The 17,210-nt window shown below is 70.2% G+C and carries 13 protein-coding genes; 3 read left to right on the top strand and 10 right to left on the bottom strand.

The annotated features are described in order from the left end of the window. Nucleotides 1–81: 81 nt before the first annotated feature. Nucleotides 82–351, top strand: a complete 270-nt coding sequence (locus tag VQ067_RS13725; protein WP_003089681.1) for a hypothetical protein — start codon at nt 82–84, stop codon at nt 349–351. Nucleotides 352–485: 134 nt separating this feature from the next. Here the strand turns inward: VQ067_RS13725 and VQ067_RS13720 are convergent, their stop codons facing one another. The 6 genes from VQ067_RS13720 to hflK (VQ067_RS13695) form a co-directional block, all read right to left on the bottom strand. Then, on the bottom strand, nt 486–1,031 hold the full coding sequence (locus tag VQ067_RS13720) for a DUF4946 domain-containing protein (RefSeq protein WP_003116899.1): 546 nt from the start codon (nt 1,029–1,031) through the stop codon (nt 486–488). Beyond that, nucleotides 1,028–3,010, bottom strand: coding sequence for a cation-translocating P-type ATPase (locus tag VQ067_RS13715; protein WP_009877739.1), 1,983 nt, complete (start codon nt 3,008–3,010; stop codon nt 1,028–1,030). Before VQ067_RS13715 ends, VQ067_RS13720 begins: the two co-directional genes overlap by 4 nt. A 28-nt stretch (nt 3,011–3,038) precedes the next feature. After that, a complete protein-coding gene (locus VQ067_RS13710; RefSeq protein WP_003089693.1) occupies nt 3,039–3,473 on the bottom strand; it encodes a hypothetical protein in 435 nt (144 codons plus the stop codon). Nucleotides 3,474–3,626: 153 nt separating this feature from the next. Beyond that, nucleotides 3,627–4,667, bottom strand: a complete 1,041-nt coding sequence (hflK, locus tag VQ067_RS13705) for a protease modulator HflK (protein ID WP_003139212.1) — start codon at nt 4,665–4,667, stop codon at nt 3,627–3,629. Further along, complete coding sequence (hflC, locus tag VQ067_RS13700) at nt 4,664–5,695, bottom strand: protease modulator HflC (RefSeq protein ID WP_009316187.1); 1,032 nt, start codon at nt 5,693–5,695, stop codon at nt 4,664–4,666. The genes hflK (VQ067_RS13705) and hflC overlap by 4 nt, the downstream gene beginning before the upstream one ends. Before the next feature lie 11 nt (nt 5,696–5,706). Beyond that, complete coding sequence (hflK, locus tag VQ067_RS13695; RefSeq protein ID WP_003136341.1) at nt 5,707–7,707, bottom strand: protease modulator HflK; 2,001 nt, start codon at nt 7,705–7,707, stop codon at nt 5,707–5,709. Between the two features lie 688 nt (nt 7,708–8,395). On the opposite strand from hflK (VQ067_RS13695), the gene VQ067_RS13690 reads away from it, so the two are divergent. Together VQ067_RS13690 and VQ067_RS13685 are read left to right on the top strand one after the other, a co-directional pair. Beyond that, nucleotides 8,396–9,367 carry a polysaccharide deacetylase family protein gene (locus tag VQ067_RS13690; protein WP_009316188.1) on the top strand — a complete coding sequence of 324 codons (972 nt, stop codon included), beginning with the start codon at nt 8,396–8,398 and terminating at the stop codon, nt 9,365–9,367. Next, complete coding sequence (locus VQ067_RS13685) at nt 9,364–10,239, top strand: hypothetical protein (RefSeq protein WP_003136336.1); 876 nt, start codon at nt 9,364–9,366, stop codon at nt 10,237–10,239. Before VQ067_RS13690 ends, VQ067_RS13685 begins: the two co-directional genes overlap by 4 nt. A 46-nt stretch (nt 10,240–10,285) precedes the next feature. Here the strand turns inward: VQ067_RS13685 and gcvT are convergent, their stop codons facing one another. The 4 genes from gcvT to gcvP form a co-directional block, all read right to left on the bottom strand. Beyond that, entirely contained in the window at nt 10,286–11,407 is a 1,122-nt protein-coding gene (gene gcvT, locus VQ067_RS13680) for a glycine cleavage system aminomethyltransferase GcvT (protein WP_003136335.1), read from the bottom strand. 93 nt (nt 11,408–11,500) lie between these two features. Next, complete coding sequence (locus VQ067_RS13675) at nt 11,501–12,877, bottom strand: L-serine ammonia-lyase (protein ID WP_003112071.1); 1,377 nt, start codon at nt 12,875–12,877, stop codon at nt 11,501–11,503. 47 nt (nt 12,878–12,924) lie between these two features. Further along, nucleotides 12,925–14,181 carry a serine hydroxymethyltransferase gene (glyA, locus tag VQ067_RS13670; protein ID WP_034019443.1) on the bottom strand — a complete coding sequence of 419 codons (1,257 nt, stop codon included), beginning with the start codon at nt 14,179–14,181 and terminating at the stop codon, nt 12,925–12,927. Nucleotides 14,182–14,323: 142 nt separating this feature from the next. Next, nucleotides 14,324–17,203 (bottom strand): aminomethyl-transferring glycine dehydrogenase, encoded by a 2,880-nt coding sequence (gene gcvP, locus VQ067_RS13665; RefSeq protein ID WP_003111566.1) that lies wholly within the window; start codon nt 17,201–17,203, stop codon nt 14,324–14,326. Nucleotides 17,204–17,210: the final 7 nt, after the last annotated feature.

The following is a 17,210-nucleotide window of genomic DNA, read 5'->3' as shown; positions in this document are numbered from 1 at the left end:
ATACTGGGCATGCGGAGAAGACTCCCAGGAGCCTGTCGTCTCTCCCCCGTCCGGCCACCCGGCCCACAAAGGAGAACTGCCATGATCGTGCGTACCCTGCTCATCGCCGCCGCCCTGCTCGGCGGTACCGCCCAAGCCGCCGAAAGCACCGACCTGTGCGGCGCCAACCTGCAGAAGCTGGACGATATCCTCGCCGTGCGCGGCAAGACCTCGGTCACCGGTGCGCGGGTCACCGAGGTCAAGGAACTCCAGGCCAAGGCCAGGCAGGACCAGGCCAGCGGCGACACCAAGGGCTGCATCACCGCCACCACCCAGGCCCTGCAGATCCTGCAGAACGCCGGGAAGAAATGATCCGCGACAGACGCAAGGCGGATAACCGCAAGCGGTTATCCGCCCTACCCCAATGCAACCCTCCGTAGGGCGAATAGCGCCGCAGGCGGTATCCGCCGACACTCCAGCCCCGCCCCGACCGCGTCCGATTTCGCTCACTCGAAGCGCAGGCTTTCCCGTACCGCGCGGATTTCCGCCTGGCTGGCGTCGTAGGCCTCGGCCAGGCCGGCATAGGACAGCGAATAGGCCGAGGTCTTGCCGGCCGCGGTGAGCAAGGTCTGCTTCATCACCACGGCGCCGCGCTGGCGAATGGTGCAGGTGGTCTCCAGCGCCGCCAGCCCGCCGGTGGTGGACGGCTGCGGCGAGGTGCAGGCGGTCTGCAGGCCGTTGCGCAGGAACTCGATCTGCACCAGCTTGCGCATGTGCCCGAGGACTTTCTCCAGGTTCACTGCCTGCCCGCTCTGCAGGGGCATCCGCGTCACTTCCATCACCAGTGCCTGGGAGCCGTCTGCCTGCAACTTGACCGCGCGCTGTCGCTGGCCGGCGCCGGCCTGGCCGGGCTGCGCGGCGGGCAGGTCGCTGACCTGCCAGCCTGCCGGCCAGCGCGCCATCGACGCCTCGGCCAGGCTCAGCGCGGACAGCGTGCCGACCGCCAGGGCCAGCCAGCGCCAGCCGTTGCGTCGCGTTTGCGCCTGCCTCACGGTGTACCCTCCTCTTCGCGTCCCTCCACGGCCGGCCGGGGCTGCCCGAGGGGCTCCTCGAAACGCAGCAGGCGTCCGGCATTGCCCAGCACCAGCAAGGTGCTGAGGTTGTGCAGCAGCGCCGCGACCATCGCCCCGGCCGCGCCGAGCAGGCCGAAGGCTGCCGCGGCGACGATCGCCAGGGTCCAGCCGAGGCCGATCGCCACGTTGACCTGCAGGGTCCGCCGGCATTGCCGGCTGAGCCGCACGCAGGTGCCGAGCCGGCGCAGGTCGCTGCCGATCAGCACGATATCCGCCGAGGCCAGGGCGATGTCGGCGCCGCCGGCACCCATTGCCACCCCGACCACACCGGCCTTCAGCGCCAGCGAATCGTTGATGCCGTCGCCGACCACCATCGGCCGGAAACCGCTGCCGATCTCCGCGCCGACCTGGCGCAACTTGTCCTCCGGCAACGCCTGCGCCACCAACTGGCGAATCCCCACCTGCTTGGCCACGGCGTCGGCCACCGCCTGGCGATCACCGGTCAGCAGCAGTTGCCGGCCCAGACCCAGTTCGCGCAGATCGGCCAGGGCCTCGGCGGCCTCCGCGCGTACGCTGTCGGCCAGCAGCAGCCAGCCGAGGAAGCGCCCGTCCAGGGCGATTCCGGCGATCGGTCCCTCGTGCGCCGGCACCTCGCCGGCGTCGATGCCCAGTTGCTGGAACAGCTCGGGCCGGCCGAGGGCGGCTTCGCCCGCCGCTGTTCGTGCGACCACGCCGAACCCCTGGCGTTCGCGGATATCGCTCAATGGATGATAGGCATCGTGCGCCGCCAGGGCCGCCAGCGCTCGGCTCACCGGATGGCTGCTGGCGGCGCCGAGGCTGGCGGCCAGGCGCAGCACCGACGCCTCCTCGGCGGCATCGGCCAGGCGCAGCGCCTGCAGACGCAGGCTGCCGTGGGTCAGGGTGCCGGTCTTGTCGACCACCAGCGAAGTCAGGTCCGCCAGCTCCTCGAGGAAGGCCGAGCTGCGGATCAGGATGCCATGACGGGCGGCCACGGCGATCCCGGCGATGGCCGTGGCCGGGGCGGACAGCACCAGGGCGCAGGGACAGGCGGCGACCAGCACGGCGAGCATGGCCTGGGCATCGTTGGTGACGAACCAGGTGACGGCGGCGATCAGCAACACCAGCAACATGTACTGCCCGGCGTAGCGCTCCAGCAGGCGGGTGATCGGCGGCTTGGCGCGCTCGGCCTGCTGCATCAGGCCGATCACCTTGCCCAGGGTCGAGGCCTCGCCGGTACGGGTTATCTCGATGCGCAGCAGGCCGTCGAGGTTGATCGCGCCGCCGTAGACCTCCATCCCCGGCGCCACCTCGAGCGGCACCGACTCGCCGGTGATCGGCGCGGTGTCGAGACTGGCCTGGCCTTGCAGGACCCGCCCGTCGGCCGGAACCCGGTCGCCGGCGCGCACTTCCACCTGGTCGCCCGCCCGCAGGCTGGCGTTGTCCACCTCGCTCAGGCTGCCGTCGGCCTCGATCCGCCGGGCATGGCTGCGGGTCAGTTCGCCGAGGGCGGCGATGGCCTCCTGGGAGCCGATCACGCTGCGCTCCTCCAGCACGTGGCCGAAGATCATGATGATCGGCAGCAGCGCGGCGGTCAGCAGGTCGCCGCTGGCCCAGGCGCCGAGCATGGCCAGCGCGATCAACTGGTCGGTGACGCCGTGCAGGCTCGGATGCCGCAGGCTGTCCCAGGCCGAGCGGGCCACCGGCAGCGCCACCAGCAGCGACGCGACGCCGAGCAGGATCTGGCTGACCCCGGCCTGGTCCGCCGCCAGCCAGCGCCAGGCCAGGCCGAGCAGCAACAGGCCAAGGGCGAGCATCGCCAGGCTCAGCTGGCGGGCGGCGCGGCGCTGCTCGTCGCGGCTGAGCAGGCCGCCGCCGAACGGCAGGTGATGATGATGCGCGCAGCCGCCATGGCTGCCGTGGGCGGTCGGCTCGCTCATGCGCACCTCCCGGGGCGAGCCGCGGCGGCTATTGCGGGAAGCGCGCGTCCGGCCGGCGTACGTAGTCCAGGGCTTCCTTCTCGGTGAGTTCCCAGATCTGCTTGACCTGCCCGTTGTTGTCGCTCTTCAGGCCGACGAAACTGCCCTTGAGCTGGGGCATGCGGCCATAGACGATGAACAGGTTCTGCGCCGTGCGGATGCGCACCGACGGCGCCACCGAATAGCTGACGGTCTTCTTCCCCAGCCCCAGGGTAAGCACGCTGCGCAGCAGGCTCTGCTTGGGCTTCTTCAGGGTGATGACCGGGTACTGCGCGCTGGCCACGAAGCCCACCAGCATGTCGCTCGGCAACTGCCGCGCCAGCGCCTCGCCGCCGCACAGCAACAGCGCCAGCCCGCACAGCAGGGCCCTGCCCGGTGATAGCCGCGCACCGTTGCCCGTGAATGGAATACCGCCTGCCGTCATTGCCCGTCCCGTTCGCCTGGTTGTTCGACTCGGCGCCGCGTTCCGCTGGCGGAAGCGCGTACCGAAGGTTGATGCCGACGCAGGGTAGCCGTTTCACGTTCGCTTGTCCGTCCATTGTTTCACAGCCCGCGAAGGGCGCCGTCGGGCAGCGGCTCATGGCTGCCCGCCTTGCAGAATCAGGCGGCCGTCATCACGCGGATCGACGCTGCCGACCGAACCGGCCTTGCCGAGGATCGCCGGCACCCGCTCGCGGTACAGGCGCCAGAGCAGGCCGGGATCGGTCGCGCCCAGCGCCGGGGCCAGGCCAACGATGCTGGCGGTGTCGCGGCGCGCCTGGGCCAGCCGTTCGCCGGCCTCGGCGCGGGCGACCTGCAGGGTGCGGTCGGCCCCCTCGGTGGCGGCCTGAGTGAGTTTCTCCGCCTCGGTGCGCGCCTTGGCGACGTTCTGCTCGGCCAGTTGGCTGGCGGTCAGCACCGCGTTGAAAGCGCTTACCGCATTGCGCGGCAGGCTCGACTGCACGTCGACCCGCACCACCTGGATGCCCAGCCCGCTGCCGGCCGCGGCCAGCGCCGCCAGGCTGTGGTTGATGCCCTGCACCAGGTCGCCGCGCAGGCGTTCGCGGCGCTCGGCGACCGCGCTGTCGTTGCCGAGCAACTCCGGGCGCGCCACCAGGATGGTGTCCAGGTCGCGCGCGGCGCAGACCTGCACGGCGTTGCGCGCCACCAGCCGGTCCAGCGCCGGCAGCACGTGGGCGCCCTGGAGGACGTAGTCGTACGGGTCGTCGACCTTGTAGAACACCCGCACGTCCAGTTGCACCACCCCGGCGTCGCCGGTCAGCAGGTAGCCGGAGCCGGCCAGCGCGTCGCTGGACAGGCTGACGTCGAGGTCGGCGCGACGCGCCTGCTCGGAGCGCAGCAGGCCCTCGACGCGGCGTTCGATCACCTGTTCGGCGGACGGCAGCAGCACCACCTGCTCCAGCGGCTGCGGCCAGGCCAGCAGCAGGCCGGGACCGGCCAGGCGCTCCAGCGCGCCCAGGCGCAGCACTACGGCGCGGTTCTCCGGGCCGATCTGGCGGACGTTGGAAAACACCCAGGCCAGCGCCGCCAGGAGGGTCACGCCGAACAGTGCGAGGAACGCCAGGCGTCCGGCCTGCAGCCAGGGGCTGCGCAGCCCCTCGTGCGCTTCGTCGCTCATGGCCGGCGCCCGTTGGCCGGCGCTTCGGCGGGGAGCGCCGGCGGCCCGTCGACCAGCACGCGGAACGGTGCGGCATCGGTGCGCAAGACCAGGCGGGTATCGCCGTTGACGATGGTGCCGAGGGTGTCCAGCGAGCGCAGCAGGTTGTACAGCTGCGGCGAACCGGCGTAGGCCTTGCCGTAGATGCGCGCCGCCTCGACCCGCGCCTGGGCCTCGATCTCCGCGGCTTTCACCGAAGCCTCGGCCTGGATCACCCGGGCGTCGCGCTCCGCCGCCGAACGGATCTCCGCGGCCTGGCGACGGCCCTCGGCGGTACGCTCGGTGGCGATGGTCTCGCGCTCGGCGCGCATGCGGTCGACGGTGGCGCCGAGGGTCACCTTGGGCAGGGTCAGGCGCTCGATGCCGACCTGCACCACCTTGACCCCGTAGGTCGCCAGCAACTGATTGTCGATCTGTTCGCGCAGGCGCGCTTCGAAGTCGCCGATACGCACCCGCGACGCCTCGGTATTCACCAGGTCGGCCAGGTCATAGGCGCTGGCGGTGGTTTCCAGCGCCGAGCCGACGAAGGTGCGCAACTGCCGGGCAGCCTCGTCCGGCTGGTTGCGCACCGCGCGCATGAAGCGCTGCACGTTGTCGGCGTCGCCCTGTACCTGCCAGGCCACGTAGGCCTGGACGATGATCCGCAGGCCATCGCGGGTGCCGACGTCCTGCAGGCCGCTGGAGGTGGTGCGCAGGCGCAGGTCGACCGGGATCGCGCTCTCGAACGGCAACGGCAGGCGCCAGGCCAGGCCCGGTTCGAGCAGGACCCGCGCCGGGTTGCCGAAACGGGTGATGACCATCGCCTCGCCGGAACGCACCTGCACCAGGCAAGCGGCGGCGACGGCGAACAGCACCAGCAGCGCGGCGACCAGCAGCCGGCGCCAGGGCGGCGCGGCCTGTGCGCCATGGCCGTGATCGTGATCGTGATCGTGATCGTGATCGTGATGATGCTCGTGGTGGCTGTGCGAGTGGGAGTGACCGAGGCTCAAGAGCGCTCTCCTCATGGTGCGGATTGCCCGGCCGCGGACGCCGGAGCGGCGGACGGGCGGGACGAAGACGGGGAATCCAGGCGGCCGAGGCCGAAGCTGCGCAGGTCGATGGTCGGCGCGCCGGCGCCGGCGATGCGGTGGTCGATGAGCAGCAGGTTGGCCTTGCCCAGGCCGAGCCCGAGCTGGCGGTAGTAGGCCTCCAGCAGGAAAGCCTGGCCGGCGTCGGCATAGCCTTCCCGCTCGGCGGCGAAACGCCGGTCGGCGGCCTGCGCGGCGGCCAGGGTCTCGCGGGCCTGCGCGCTGGCCCGGTCGTGCGCCACGCTGGCCTGTAGTTGCGCCTCGTTGCGTTGCGCGGCAGCCTGCCCGCGCTCGCGGGCGATCAGCGCCTGGGCGGTGATCTGCGCGGCCTGCACCGCGTGGTAGGCGTTCGCCGCACCGGCCGGCGGATGGATCGCCTCGACCGCCGCGCCCAGTACCTCGACGCCGCTGCCGAGGCGGTCGAGATCGGCCTGCACGGCCTGGCCGATCTGCTCGGCCAGGCCCGCGCGCTGCTCGCCGAGGACCTCATCGAGGGTCCGCGAGGCGAAGGCATGCACCAGTACGCGGCTGGCGGTGCTGCGCACCAGCGTCGGCACGTCGGCGCTGCGGTAGGTCGCCGCCAGCGCCGCCGCGTCGTCGAGAGCGATGCGGTAGACGATGCGCACGTCCATGTTGACGATCTGGAAGCTCTGCCGGCGGTCGGCCAGGCTGGCAATGACCTGCGATTTCTCGCTGACGTGGGAGGCGTCCCACAAGCGGTTGGCGCTATCCGGGGCCGGACCTTCGGCGGGCGCGAGCGGCTCGGCTCCGCCGTCGCCGGCGGCGACGCTGGTGGCCAACTCGTGGACCACCCCGTTCTCCACCGCCAACACCCGCCCCAGCGGCCAGGGCAGCCCCAGGTGCAGGCCGGGGCCGAGCACCGCGACCGGCTTGCCGAAGCGCTCGTAGACGCCCCGTGCATCCATGCCGATCTCGCGTACGCCGCTGAGCAGCCAGCCGCTCAGCGACACCACCGCCAGCACCGGCAGGAACGCCCGCCGCATGAAACCGAAGGCCCAGACCTGGCGCAGGTCGATGCCGAAGCGCTGGTGCAACTCATGCTGCAGACGCTGCAGGGGACGCGGCGGCCAGCGCAACAGGTCGGCCAGCAGGCTGGTGGCGACCAGGCGCGGTTCGAGGCCGGCACGCTGCGGCGCGAACATCGCCAGGATCGCCCTGCCCAGCAACTCCAACGCCAGCGCCGCCGGCAACAGGCCGAGCAGTACCGCCAGGCGCGGGGCCCAGGGGTGTCCCTGGCGAGCCAGGAACAGACAGAGGGCGGCCAGCACCAGGGTACCGATCAGCGCCCGCGCCAGTTGCCCGAGGGCCGGGGCTTCCGGCCACTGCGCCGGCCCTTGGCTGGCGAAGCGACGTTCCAGCACCAGCACCGCGAAGGCCAGCAGCAGGCAGATCCCGATGGCGAGGTCGGCCGCTTGCCCGGAACTGGCCGGCGGCAGGTCGAGACGCCAGCCGGCGGCTACCAGGCACAACGCCAGCGCCGCGCTCGCCGCCAGCCACAGCGCAGCGTGCCCGAGCTGGGCCAGGCCGTGGGCGATGGCCTGGCCCAGGCGCTCCAGCAGCCGTTCATAGGCGCTGTCGGCGGCGGCGTCGGGTTCGCCCCGCTGCCAGCGCAGCCAGGCAGGCCGCGCGCTGGCCTCCGCGCCGAGGACCACGCAACGCCAGGCCGCGACCCGGTAGGCCGCGTGCAGACCGGCGAACAGAACCAGCCAGGCCGCGCCGAGGTTGTACAGCAGCGGCGGCCAGAGCGAGTCGGCGGCGAACAGGCCGATGAAGAACCCCAGCACGGCGCAGGCGGCGGCCAATGCGACGCTGGCCGCTGCCCATCGCCACAACTGGCGCAACTGCCGGGGCGCCTGCTGGAAACGCGGCAGCGATTCGGCGGCGACGCCCTCGGCGTCCAGGTCGACTCTCATCTTCACTCCAGGCAAAACTCGAAGGTGCCGGCCAGGCCGGCGCAAACGTCCGCAACTTTATAACAATGCGCGTTAAGAAGTTGTCATGATTTGAAAAACAGTCTGCATCCCCAGGCTCTTGACTGGAAGACGAAAGACTGGGGGCAACCCACTTGGCAAGCCCCCGTCCAACCGAAAGGTTCTAAGCAGCCGGGAAAAACCACCGGAGATCCGCGCAAACGACCATTCGTCGGCAATTTTCATTCGAAACGGATTTCTTATAACCAATCCGCATAGGCCTGCCGGCTCCCCCGCTTCCCCCTCAAAGGCACGCCGCTCCGGGCCTCCACGCGTAGCCAGCAGGACTTTTCGCATAGCCTGACGGTTTTATAACAGCGGCAAAGCGTCAATAATTCGACTATCGACTGTGGTAGCGTCAAAAAAGAATCACATCGATCCTTTGCAGCGTTATCCGGTGCCATGCAGTCCTTACCGAACACCCGCCGGGTCCCCGCCAAGCCCCGGTTCGAGCCACGCGTTGGCGTGGCCGCAGCAAACGTTTGTGCGGATTACCCAGGAGGCTCGCCCATGACCGAATCGACCGCCGGGGCCGGAGTTCACGGCGCAGCGTCCGGACAGGCTGGCGAAAGCCCTGCCGCGCACGCGGAACCATCGCCGGTGACGGATCGTCGATGAGCCGGGGGATGCCATGCGAAGCCTGATCGGGATGACGTTCCTGAACTCCTCCGTGGGCCAGCGCCGGCTGCGCCAGAACGGCATCGTGCTGCGCCTGGGACGGGTAGTCGCGGATCGCCGGCGCGCGGCCCTGCCGCACCGGCAAGGGCGCTGCCTCGACCGCCAGGGCCTGGAGACCCTGCTGCTGTGGCTACAGCGGCACTTCCTCTGCGTGCCCCTGGAACACCTGCTCGAGAGCCCCGCTCCAGCCTGCTTGCGGATCGCCCTGAGCGTCGACGGCAACCCTGCGGAACTGGCCGAGCTGGTCTACCCGCTGCTGGAGCGCTACGAAATGCCAGCGAGCGCCTTCATCGGCGGCGACCCGCGCAGTTGGCGCGAAGCGGTCGCCGACACCCTCTGGCAGGCCGATGCGGCTACCGCCGAGCCATTGCTGGAACTGCTGGAGCGTTACGGCGGCGCTGCGCTCATGCGGGTGCTCGAACGCACCGGCGACGACCAGCGTCGCAGCCGTAGCCTCGACCTCCTCCTGCGCAAGCTGGAACGCCTCGACCCGGCTTCGCAGCAGGCCTTGCGCGCGGCCTGCACGGCCCCCGCGGCGTACGGCGCGGGAGATTGGGAACGGGTCCGCCGCCTGGAAAACAGCGGCCTGGTTCGCTTCGGCCTGCACGGCCAGGACCCGCACCCAGCGACAGGCCTTTGCGCCGAGGACTGTCTCGGCCGCGCCCACCGCCAGCTCCAGCAGCATTGCGCCGCCCCTCTGCCGGTGTTCTGCCAAGCTCGCGCCACGCTCGCCGCGACGCCTGCGCAACCCGGCCTGCGCGCCGCCCTCGGCCGGCTTGGCTACCGCTTCGCCTTCGGCGCGCGCAATGGCCTGGTGGATCCCCGTTGCGACCCGCTGGACCTGCCGCGCATCGAGGTGGGCGCGGCGATCGCCGCCCGTCCCGGCCGGCTGGCCTGGCGCATCTATCGTGGAGCCCGTCCATGAGCACGGCCTCCAACCCATTCCCAAGGAGGCGCGACAGGCAGTCGCCCTCCGCCGGAAGACCGCCCGAACCACGGGAAGCGAACGCGCCGTCGCCCGCCACGCCGCAGCGACGCCGCTCTCAGGGATATGGCCAGCCCAGCTGGCCCGGTATCAGCAAGGATCGTCCCATGACTGCAGACACCCCTACCTCTGTCGCTACCATCAACCACCTGCTGCTCGGCGCGCCCTACACCAGCCCACTGGTGATCCCCGGTGACTGGCTGGTCGACGAACTGGAAGGCGCCGTGGAAGTCGGCGGCTTCACCGACGGCCTGTTCCGCTGGCCGACGCGCAAGCGCAGCGGCCGCCCTTCGCCGATTCTCTGCGGCGACCTGCTGCGCGCGGTACGTACCGAATGCGCCGAGTCGGTGCAGTTCTGGTGGGGTTTCAGTCCGAGTCTGGTGGGACGCTGGCGCCGCGCCCTCGGCGTGACCCGCCGCAACAATCCCGGCGACCAGGCGGTGGCGCGCGCCCGCGCCGCCCTCGCCCGCTCGCTGGACCGCAAGGCGCCGCCGAAGGCACCGGCCGCCTGGTCCAGCGAAGAGGTCGAGTTCATCCGCCGCCACGGCAGCAAGCGCAGCCTGGCCTGGTGCGCCTACATGCTCGGCCGCAGCTACCAGAGTGTCGCCAGCAAGGCCGAGGAGCTTTCTCCGCACAGCCAGCGCGACCGCAACAATGCGATCTGGAGCAAGTCCGAGGAAGACCTGCTGCGCCAGCACTACCAGCAGCGCGGTTCGCTATGGTGCGCGCAGCAGACCGGCAAGACCCGCGCAGCGGTATTCCACCGGGCCAAGAAGCTGGGCCTGCAACGGCAGCGGCCGAAACACCCGTGAGGCCGGTCGCCGCCCTCTCCCGCCGAAGCGAGAGAGGGCCAGGGGCTCAACCGCGGTAGTAGCGCTGCGCCACGAAGGGCATCTTGCTGACCACCAGGGTCACCGGCTTGCCGCGCACCATCGCCGTCACCTCGCTGCCCAGGCCGGCCAGTTCGTTCGGCACGTAGCCCATGGCCAACGGCGCGTTGAGGCTCGGACCGAAACCGCCGCTGCTGACCTTGCCGATCGCCCGGCCCTGGGCATCGACGATCTCGGCGCCCTCGCGCACCGGCATCCGCCCCTGCGGCAGGAAACCGACGCGCTTGCTGGCAACGCCCTGCGCCTGCTGGGCAAAGATCCGCTCGGCGCCGGGGAAGCCGCCGGCGCGCACGCCGTCGGCGCGGCGCGCCTTGGAAATGGCCCAGCCGAGGCTGGCTTCGACCGGCGTGGTGGCGCTGTCCATGTCGTGGCCGTAGAGGCACAGGCCGGCTTCCAGGCGCAGCGAGTCGCGCGCGCCGAGGCCGATCGGCGCCACTTCCGGCTCGGCCAGCAGGCGCCGCGCCAGGGCCTCGGCATGGGCGGCGGGCACGGAGATCTCGTAGCCGTCTTCACCGGTATAGCCGGAGCGGCTGACGTAGCAGTCCTGGCCGAGCAGCTCGACACGGGCGAACTGCATGAAGGTCATCTGCGCCACCTGCGGCGCCAGGCGCTCCAGCACCCGCACCGCCGCCGGTCCCTGGAGGGCGAGCAAGGCACGCTCCTCGAACAGCGGCTCGACGCTGCAACGGCCCTCCAGGTGACGACGCAGGTGCGCCAGGTCCTGGTGCTTGCAGGCGGCGTTGACCACCAGCAGCAGGCAATCGCCGAGGTTGGCCACCATCAGGTCGTCGAGGATCCCGCCCTGCTCGTCGGTGAACAACGCGTAGCGCTGCTGGCCCACCGGCAGGTCGAGGATGTCCACCGGCACCAGGCTTTCCAGGGCCAGCGCCGCATCGGCGCCCACCAGGCGGATCTGGCCCATGTGCGAGACATCGAACAGACCGGCCTGCTCGCGGGTGTGCAGGTGCTCCTTGAGCACCCCGGCCGGGTACTGCACCGGCATGTCGTAGCCGGCGAAGGGCACCATCTTCGCCCCCAGTTCCAGGTGCAGGGCGTGCAGGGGCGTCTTGGCGAGGGTTTCTGCGGTCATGTTTCACTCCATGGCATCCCGGCCTCCTGTCTGCCGGAGAGCCGCGATCGATTGTCGGGAAAGAAAAAAGAAGCGCCGGCGCAGCGGCGCGGTTCAGCATTCGATGATGTTCACGGCGAGGCCGCCGCGCGCGGTTTCCTTGTATTTGCTTTTCATGTCGGCGCCGGTCTGGCGCATGGTGCGGATGACCTTGTCGAGAGAGATGAAGTGCTGGCCGTCGCCGCGCAGGGCCATGCGCGCCGCGTTGATGGCCTTCACCGAAGCCATCGCGTTGCGTTCGATGCAGGGCACCTGGACCAGCCCGCCGACCGGGTCGCAGGTCAGCCCGAGGTTGTGCTCCATGCCGATCTCGGCGGCGTTCTCGACCTGCTGCACACTACCGCCGAGCACTTCGCAGAGCGCCCCGGCGGCCATCGAGCAGGCCACCCCGACCTCGCCCTGGCAACCGACCTCGGCGCCGGAGATCGAGGCGTTTTCCTTGTAGAGGATGCCGATCGCCGCGGCGGTGAGCAGGAAGCGCACCACGCCATCGTCGTCGGCCCCGGGGATGAAGCGCGCGTAGTAATGCAGCACCGCCGGAATGATCCCCGCCGCGCCGTTGGTCGGCGCGGTCACCACGCGGCCGCCGCTGGCGTTCTCCTCGTTCACCGCCAGGGCGTAGAGGTTGACCCAGTCGAGCACGCTGAGGGCGTCGCGCAGGCCGGCCTCCGGCCGCTGGCACAACTGGCGGTGGAGCGCCGCCGCGCGGCGCCTGACCTTCAGTCCGCCGGGCATGATGCCCTCGTTGCGGCAGCCGGCCTCGACGCAATCCTGCATCACCTGCCAGATACGCAGCAGGCCGGCGCGGGTTTCCTCGGCGGGGCGCCAGGCCTTCTCGTTCTCGGCCATCAACTGGCTGATCGACAGGCCTTCGCGGACGCAATGGTCGAGCAGTTGCCGCGCGGTCTTGAAGGGGAACGCCAGCGGCGTGCGGTCCTCGACGATGCGGTCGAGGCCGGCGGCCTCATCGTCGACCACGAAACCGCCGCCCACCGAGTAGTACTCGCGGCTGCGGACCTGCAGGCCGGCGGCGTCGAAGGCACGGAAGATCATGCCGTTGGGATGGTAGGCCAGCGGCTTGCGGATCAGCGCCAGGTGTTCCTTCTCGACGAAGCGGATCGGCCGCTCGCCGAGCAGGCGCAGCTCGCCGCTGGAACGGATGGCATCGAGCCGGGCGGGAATCGCGGCGGTATCCACCGTGTCCGGCTGCTCGCCCTCCAGGCCGAGCAGTACCGCCTTGTCGCTGCCGTGGCCCTTGCCGGTGGCGCCGAGCGAGCCGTACAGCTCGACCTTGACGCTGGCAGTGGCCTCCAGCAACCCCTCGCGCCTCAGCCCCTCGGCGAAGCGCGCGGCGGCACGCATCGGCCCCACGGTGTGGGAGCTGGACGGCCCGATGCCGATCTTGAACAGATCGAAGACACTCAGGGACATGCTCGTCTCCGCTTGCGGATTGGCCGCCACCACGGCGGCGTTCCTGTTCAATCAGCGTAGACCGGGAAGTGCCGGCAGAATTCGCCGACCTGGCCCCTGACCCGTTCGCCGACCTCGGGATTGTCGATATCGTCGAGGATGTCGCAGATCCAGCCAGCCAGTTCGCGGCACTCGCCCTCGCGGAAACCGCGAGTGGTCACCGCTGGGGTGCCGATGCGGATGCCGGAGGTGACGAACGGGCTCTGTGGATCGTTCGGCACGGCGTTCTTGTTCACCGTGATGTGCGCCGCTCCGAGCGCCGCGTCGACGGCCTTGCCGGTCAGCCCCTGCTTCACCAGGCTGATCAGCATCAGGTGGTTGTCGGTGTCGCCGGAAACCACGTCGTAGCCGCGCCCGATGAACACCTCGGCCATCGCCTTGGCGTTGCGGATCACCTGCGCCTGGTAGTCCTTGAAGCCCGGCTCCAGCGCTTCCTTGAAGCACACCGCCTTGGCCGCGATCACGTGCATCAGCGGGCCGCCCTGGGCGCCGGGGAATACCGCGGAGTTGAGCTTCTTCTCGATCTCCTCGTTGGCGCGCGCCAGGATCAGGCCCCCGCGCGGGCCGCGCAGGGTCTTGTGGGTGGTGGTGGTGACTACGTCGGCGAAGGGGATCGGGTTCGGGTAGAGGCCGGCGGCGACCAGCCCGGCAACGTGGGCCATGTCGACGAACAGCAGCGCGCCGACCTTGTCGGCGATGGCGCGGAAGCGCGGGAAGTCGAGGGTCTTGGAGTAGGCGGAGAAGCCGGCGACGATCATCTTCGGCTTATGCTCCACGGCCAGGCGCTCGACTTCGTCGTAGTCGATCAGCCCGGTAGCGGTGTCCAGGCCGTACTGCACGGCGTTGTACAGCTTGCCGGAGGAGGACACCTTGGCGCCGTGGGTGAGATGGCCGCCGTGGGCCAGGCTCATACCGAGGATGGTGTCGCCGGCGTTGAGCAGCGCCAGGTACACCGCGGCGTTGGCCGAGGAACCGGAATGCGGCTGGACGTTGGCATAGTCGGCGCCGAACAGCTGCCTGGCGCGGTCGATGGCCAGCCGCTCGACCTTGTCGACGTGTTCGCAGCCGCCGTAGTAGCGCTTGCCCGGATAGCCCTCGGCATACTTGTTGGTCAGGCCGCTGCCCTGCGCCTGCATGACCCGCTTGCTGGCGTAGTTCTCCGAGGCGATCAGTTCGATGTGGTCTTCCTGCCGCCGGTCTTCGGCGTCCATCGCGGCGAGCAGTTCGTCGTCGTAGCCCTGGAGCTGGTCGTGCTTGCTGAACATGGCGCTGGCCTCTTGTCGTGTCGGTGTCAGGACGCTCGCTGGCGCGAGCGTGGCCGCGGCGCCGCTACGCAAGCGCGGCGCCGGGAAAGGGGTATCGCCGGAAACGCGAGGACGCCGCCGCTGGCGGCGCCCTCCTCGTCCGTCACTCCTCGCTGTACGCCTCGATCGGCGGGCAGGAGCAGGTCAGGTTGCGGTCGCCGTAGACGTTGTCGACGCGGCCCACCGGCGGCCAGTACTTGGCCTCCACCAGGCTGGCCAGCGGATAGGCGGCCTGCTCGCGGCTGTAGGCATGGTTCCATTCGCCGAGCAGTTCGGCGGCGGTGTGCGGCGCGTTCTTCAGCGGGTTGTCTTCCTTGTCCAGCTCGCCGCGTTCCACCGCGCGAATTTCCTCGCGGATGCGGATCATCGCGTCGCAGAAACGGTCCAGCTCGGCCTTCGACTCGCTCTCGGTGGGCTCGATCATCAGCGTGCCGGCCACCGGGAAGGACATGGTCGGCGCATGGAAGCCGAAGTCCATCAGGCGCTTGGCCACGTCGTCGACGCTGATCCCGCTGCTGTCCTTGAGCGGACGCAGGTCGAGGATGCATTCGTGGGCGACCAGGCCGTTGCCGCCGGCGTAGAGCACCGGGTAGTGCTCCTCCAGGCGATGGGCGATGTAGTTGGCATTGAGGATGGCCATTTCCGAGGCGCGCTTGAGGCCTTCGCCGCCCATCATGCGGATGTACATCCAGGTGATCGGCAGGATGCTCGCGCTGCCGTACGGCGCCGCGCTCACCGCGCCTTCCTTGCGCTCGCCGCGAGCGTGGCCGGGGAGGAACGGCGCCAGGTGCGCGCGCACGCCGATCGGGCCGACGCCCGGGCCGCCGCCGCCGTGGGGGATGCAGAAGGTCTTGTGCAGGTTCAGGTGGGAAACGTCGCCACCGAACTTGCCCGGGGCGCACAGGCCGACCATGGCGTTCATGTTGGCGCCGTCGATATACACCTGGCCGCCGCAGTCGTGGACGATGGCGCAGATCTCGCGGATCGCTTCCTCGAACACGCCATGGGTGGACGGATAGGTGATCATCAGCGCGGCCAGGCGTTCCTTGTGCTCGCTGGCCTTGTTGCGCAGGTCCTCGACGTCGACGTTGCCGCGCGCGTCGCAGGCCACCACCACCACGCGCATGCCGACCATGCTGGCGGTAGCCGGGTTGGTACCGTGGGCGGAGGACGGGATCAGACAGATGTCGCGCTGGCTGTCGCCGCGGCTCTGGTGGTAGGCACGGATCGCCAGCAGGCCGGCGTACTCACCCTGGGAGCCGGCGTTGGGCTGCAACGACACGGCGTCGTAGCCGGTGGCGGAACAGAGCATCGCCTCCAGTTCGTCGGTGAGCTGGCGGTAGCCTTCGCTCTGCTCGGCCGGGGCGAACGGGTGCAGGTTGCCGAATTCGGCCCAGGTCACCGGGATCATCTCGCTGGCGGCGTTCAGCTTCATGGTGCAGGAGCCCAGCGGGATCATCGTGCGGTCCAGCGCCAGGTCCTTGTCCGCCAGCTTGCGCAGGTAGCGCATCAGCTCGGTTTCCGAGTGATGGCGGTTGAAGATCGGGTGGCTGAGGATCGCCGACTGGCGCAGCAGCTCGACCGGCAGGCGGTCCCCGCTGCTGGCGGCAAGGGCGGCGAAGTCCGGGAGCGCCTGGCCCTCTTCGGCCAGCAGGCCCCAGAGGGTCTCCACATCGGCCTGGCGGACGGTCTCGTCGAGCGACAGGCCGAGACGGCCGGCATCGATCTCGCGCAGGTTGATCCCGGCGGCGCGGGCCTTGGCATGGATCGCCGCGGTACGCGCGCCGGTGGCCAGGCTCAGGGTGTCGAAGAAATGCTTCTGCTCGACGGCCACGCCCAGGCGCTCCAGGCCGGCGGCGAGGATCGCGGTCAGCCGGTGGGTGCGCCGGGCGATGCGCAGCAGGCCCTGCGGGCCGTGGTAGACGGCGAACATGCTGGCGATGTTGGCCAGCAGCACCTGGGCGGTGCAGATGTTGCTGGTGGCCTTCTCGCGGCGGATGTGCTGCTCGCGGGTCTGCATGGCCAGGCGGTAGGCCGGCTTGCCGTGGCGGTCGATGGAGACGCCGACCAGACGTCCCGGCATGTCCCGCTTGAAGGCGTCGCGGGTGGCGAAATAGGCCGCGTGCGGGCCGCCGAAGCCGAGCGGCACGCCGAAGCGCTGGGCGCTGCCGATGGCTACGTCGGCGCCGAACTCGCCCGGCGGGGTCAGCAGGGTCAGCGCCAGCAGGTCGGCGGCCACCGCGACCAGCGCATCGACCGCATGGAAGCGGCTGACCAGTTCGCGATAGTCGACGATCTCGCCGTCGCAGGTGGGGTATTGCAGCAACGCGCCGAAGTAGGCGGAGAAGTCTTCGATGGCGCTCTCGTCGCCGACCACCACCTCGATGCCCAGCGGCTCGGCACGGGTGCGCAGCACGTCGAGGGTCTGCGGGTGGCAATGGCGGGAGGCGAAGAATGCCTGGCTGGTGCGGTTCTTCGACAGGCGCTTGCAGAAGGTCATGGCCTCGGCGGCGGCGGTCGCCTCGTCGAGCATCGAGGCGTTGGCGATCGGCAGGCCGGACAGGTCGCTGACCAGGGTCTGGAAGTTCAGCAGCGCCTCCAGGCGGCCCTGGGAGATTTCCGGCTGGTACGGCGTGTAGGCGGTGTACCAGGCCGGGTTCTCCAGGAGGTTGCGCAGGATCGGTGCCGGGGTGTGGCAGTTGTAGTAGCCCTGGCCGATGAAGGAACGCAACGCGCGATTGCGCGCGGCGATCGCCTTCAGGCTGGCCAGCGCCTCGGCCTCGCCCATGCCGGCCGGCAGGTCGAGCACGCTGCTGCCCTTGATGCTGTCCGGGATCACGTTGCCGATCAGCGTGTCCAGCGAGTCGTAGCCCAGGCGCTGGAGCATGGCCTGGGTGTCGGCGGCGCGCGGGCCGATATGGCGGGCGATGAATTCGTCGTCGGTGCCCAGGTCGATGGCGCCGAGGTTCAGGTTATCGGTCATGACGGGA

Source organism: Pseudomonas sp. KBN12P06040 (assembly GCF_037574965.1).
In the GTDB taxonomy this organism is placed as follows: Bacteria; Pseudomonadota; Gammaproteobacteria; order Pseudomonadales; family Pseudomonadaceae; genus Pseudomonas; species Pseudomonas aeruginosa.
This window is presented reverse-complemented; position numbering and strand designations above follow the sequence as displayed.

Bases quoted from the DNA above. Each gene is read 5' to 3' on its own strand.
- gcvP (WP_003111566.1), bottom strand. From the start codon at position 17,203: ATGACCGATAACCTGAACCTCGGCGCCATCGACCTGGGCACCGACGAC.
- VQ067_RS13725 (WP_003089681.1), top strand. From the start codon at position 82: ATGATCGTGCGTACCCTGCTCATCGCCGCCGCCCTGCTCGGCGGTACC.
- VQ067_RS13715 (WP_009877739.1), bottom strand. From the start codon at position 3,010: ATGAGCGAGCCGACCGCCCACGGCAGCCATGGCGGCTGCGCGCATCAT.
- gcvT (WP_003136335.1), bottom strand. From the start codon at position 11,407: ATGACCGCAGAAACCCTCGCCAAGACGCCCCTGCACGCCCTGCACCTG.
- VQ067_RS13690 (WP_009316188.1), top strand. From the start codon at position 8,396: ATGCGAAGCCTGATCGGGATGACGTTCCTGAACTCCTCCGTGGGCCAG.
- VQ067_RS13675 (WP_003112071.1), bottom strand. From the start codon at position 12,877: ATGTCCCTGAGTGTCTTCGATCTGTTCAAGATCGGCATCGGGCCGTCC.
- VQ067_RS13685 (WP_003136336.1), top strand. From the start codon at position 9,364: ATGAGCACGGCCTCCAACCCATTCCCAAGGAGGCGCGACAGGCAGTCG.
- hflK (WP_003136341.1), bottom strand. From the start codon at position 7,707: ATGAGAGTCGACCTGGACGCCGAGGGCGTCGCCGCCGAATCGCTGCCG.
- VQ067_RS13710 (WP_003089693.1), bottom strand. From the start codon at position 3,473: ATGACGGCAGGCGGTATTCCATTCACGGGCAACGGTGCGCGGCTATCA.
- hflK (WP_003139212.1), bottom strand. From the start codon at position 4,667: ATGAGCGACGAAGCGCACGAGGGGCTGCGCAGCCCCTGGCTGCAGGCC.
- glyA (WP_034019443.1), bottom strand. From the start codon at position 14,181: ATGTTCAGCAAGCACGACCAGCTCCAGGGCTACGACGACGAACTGCTC.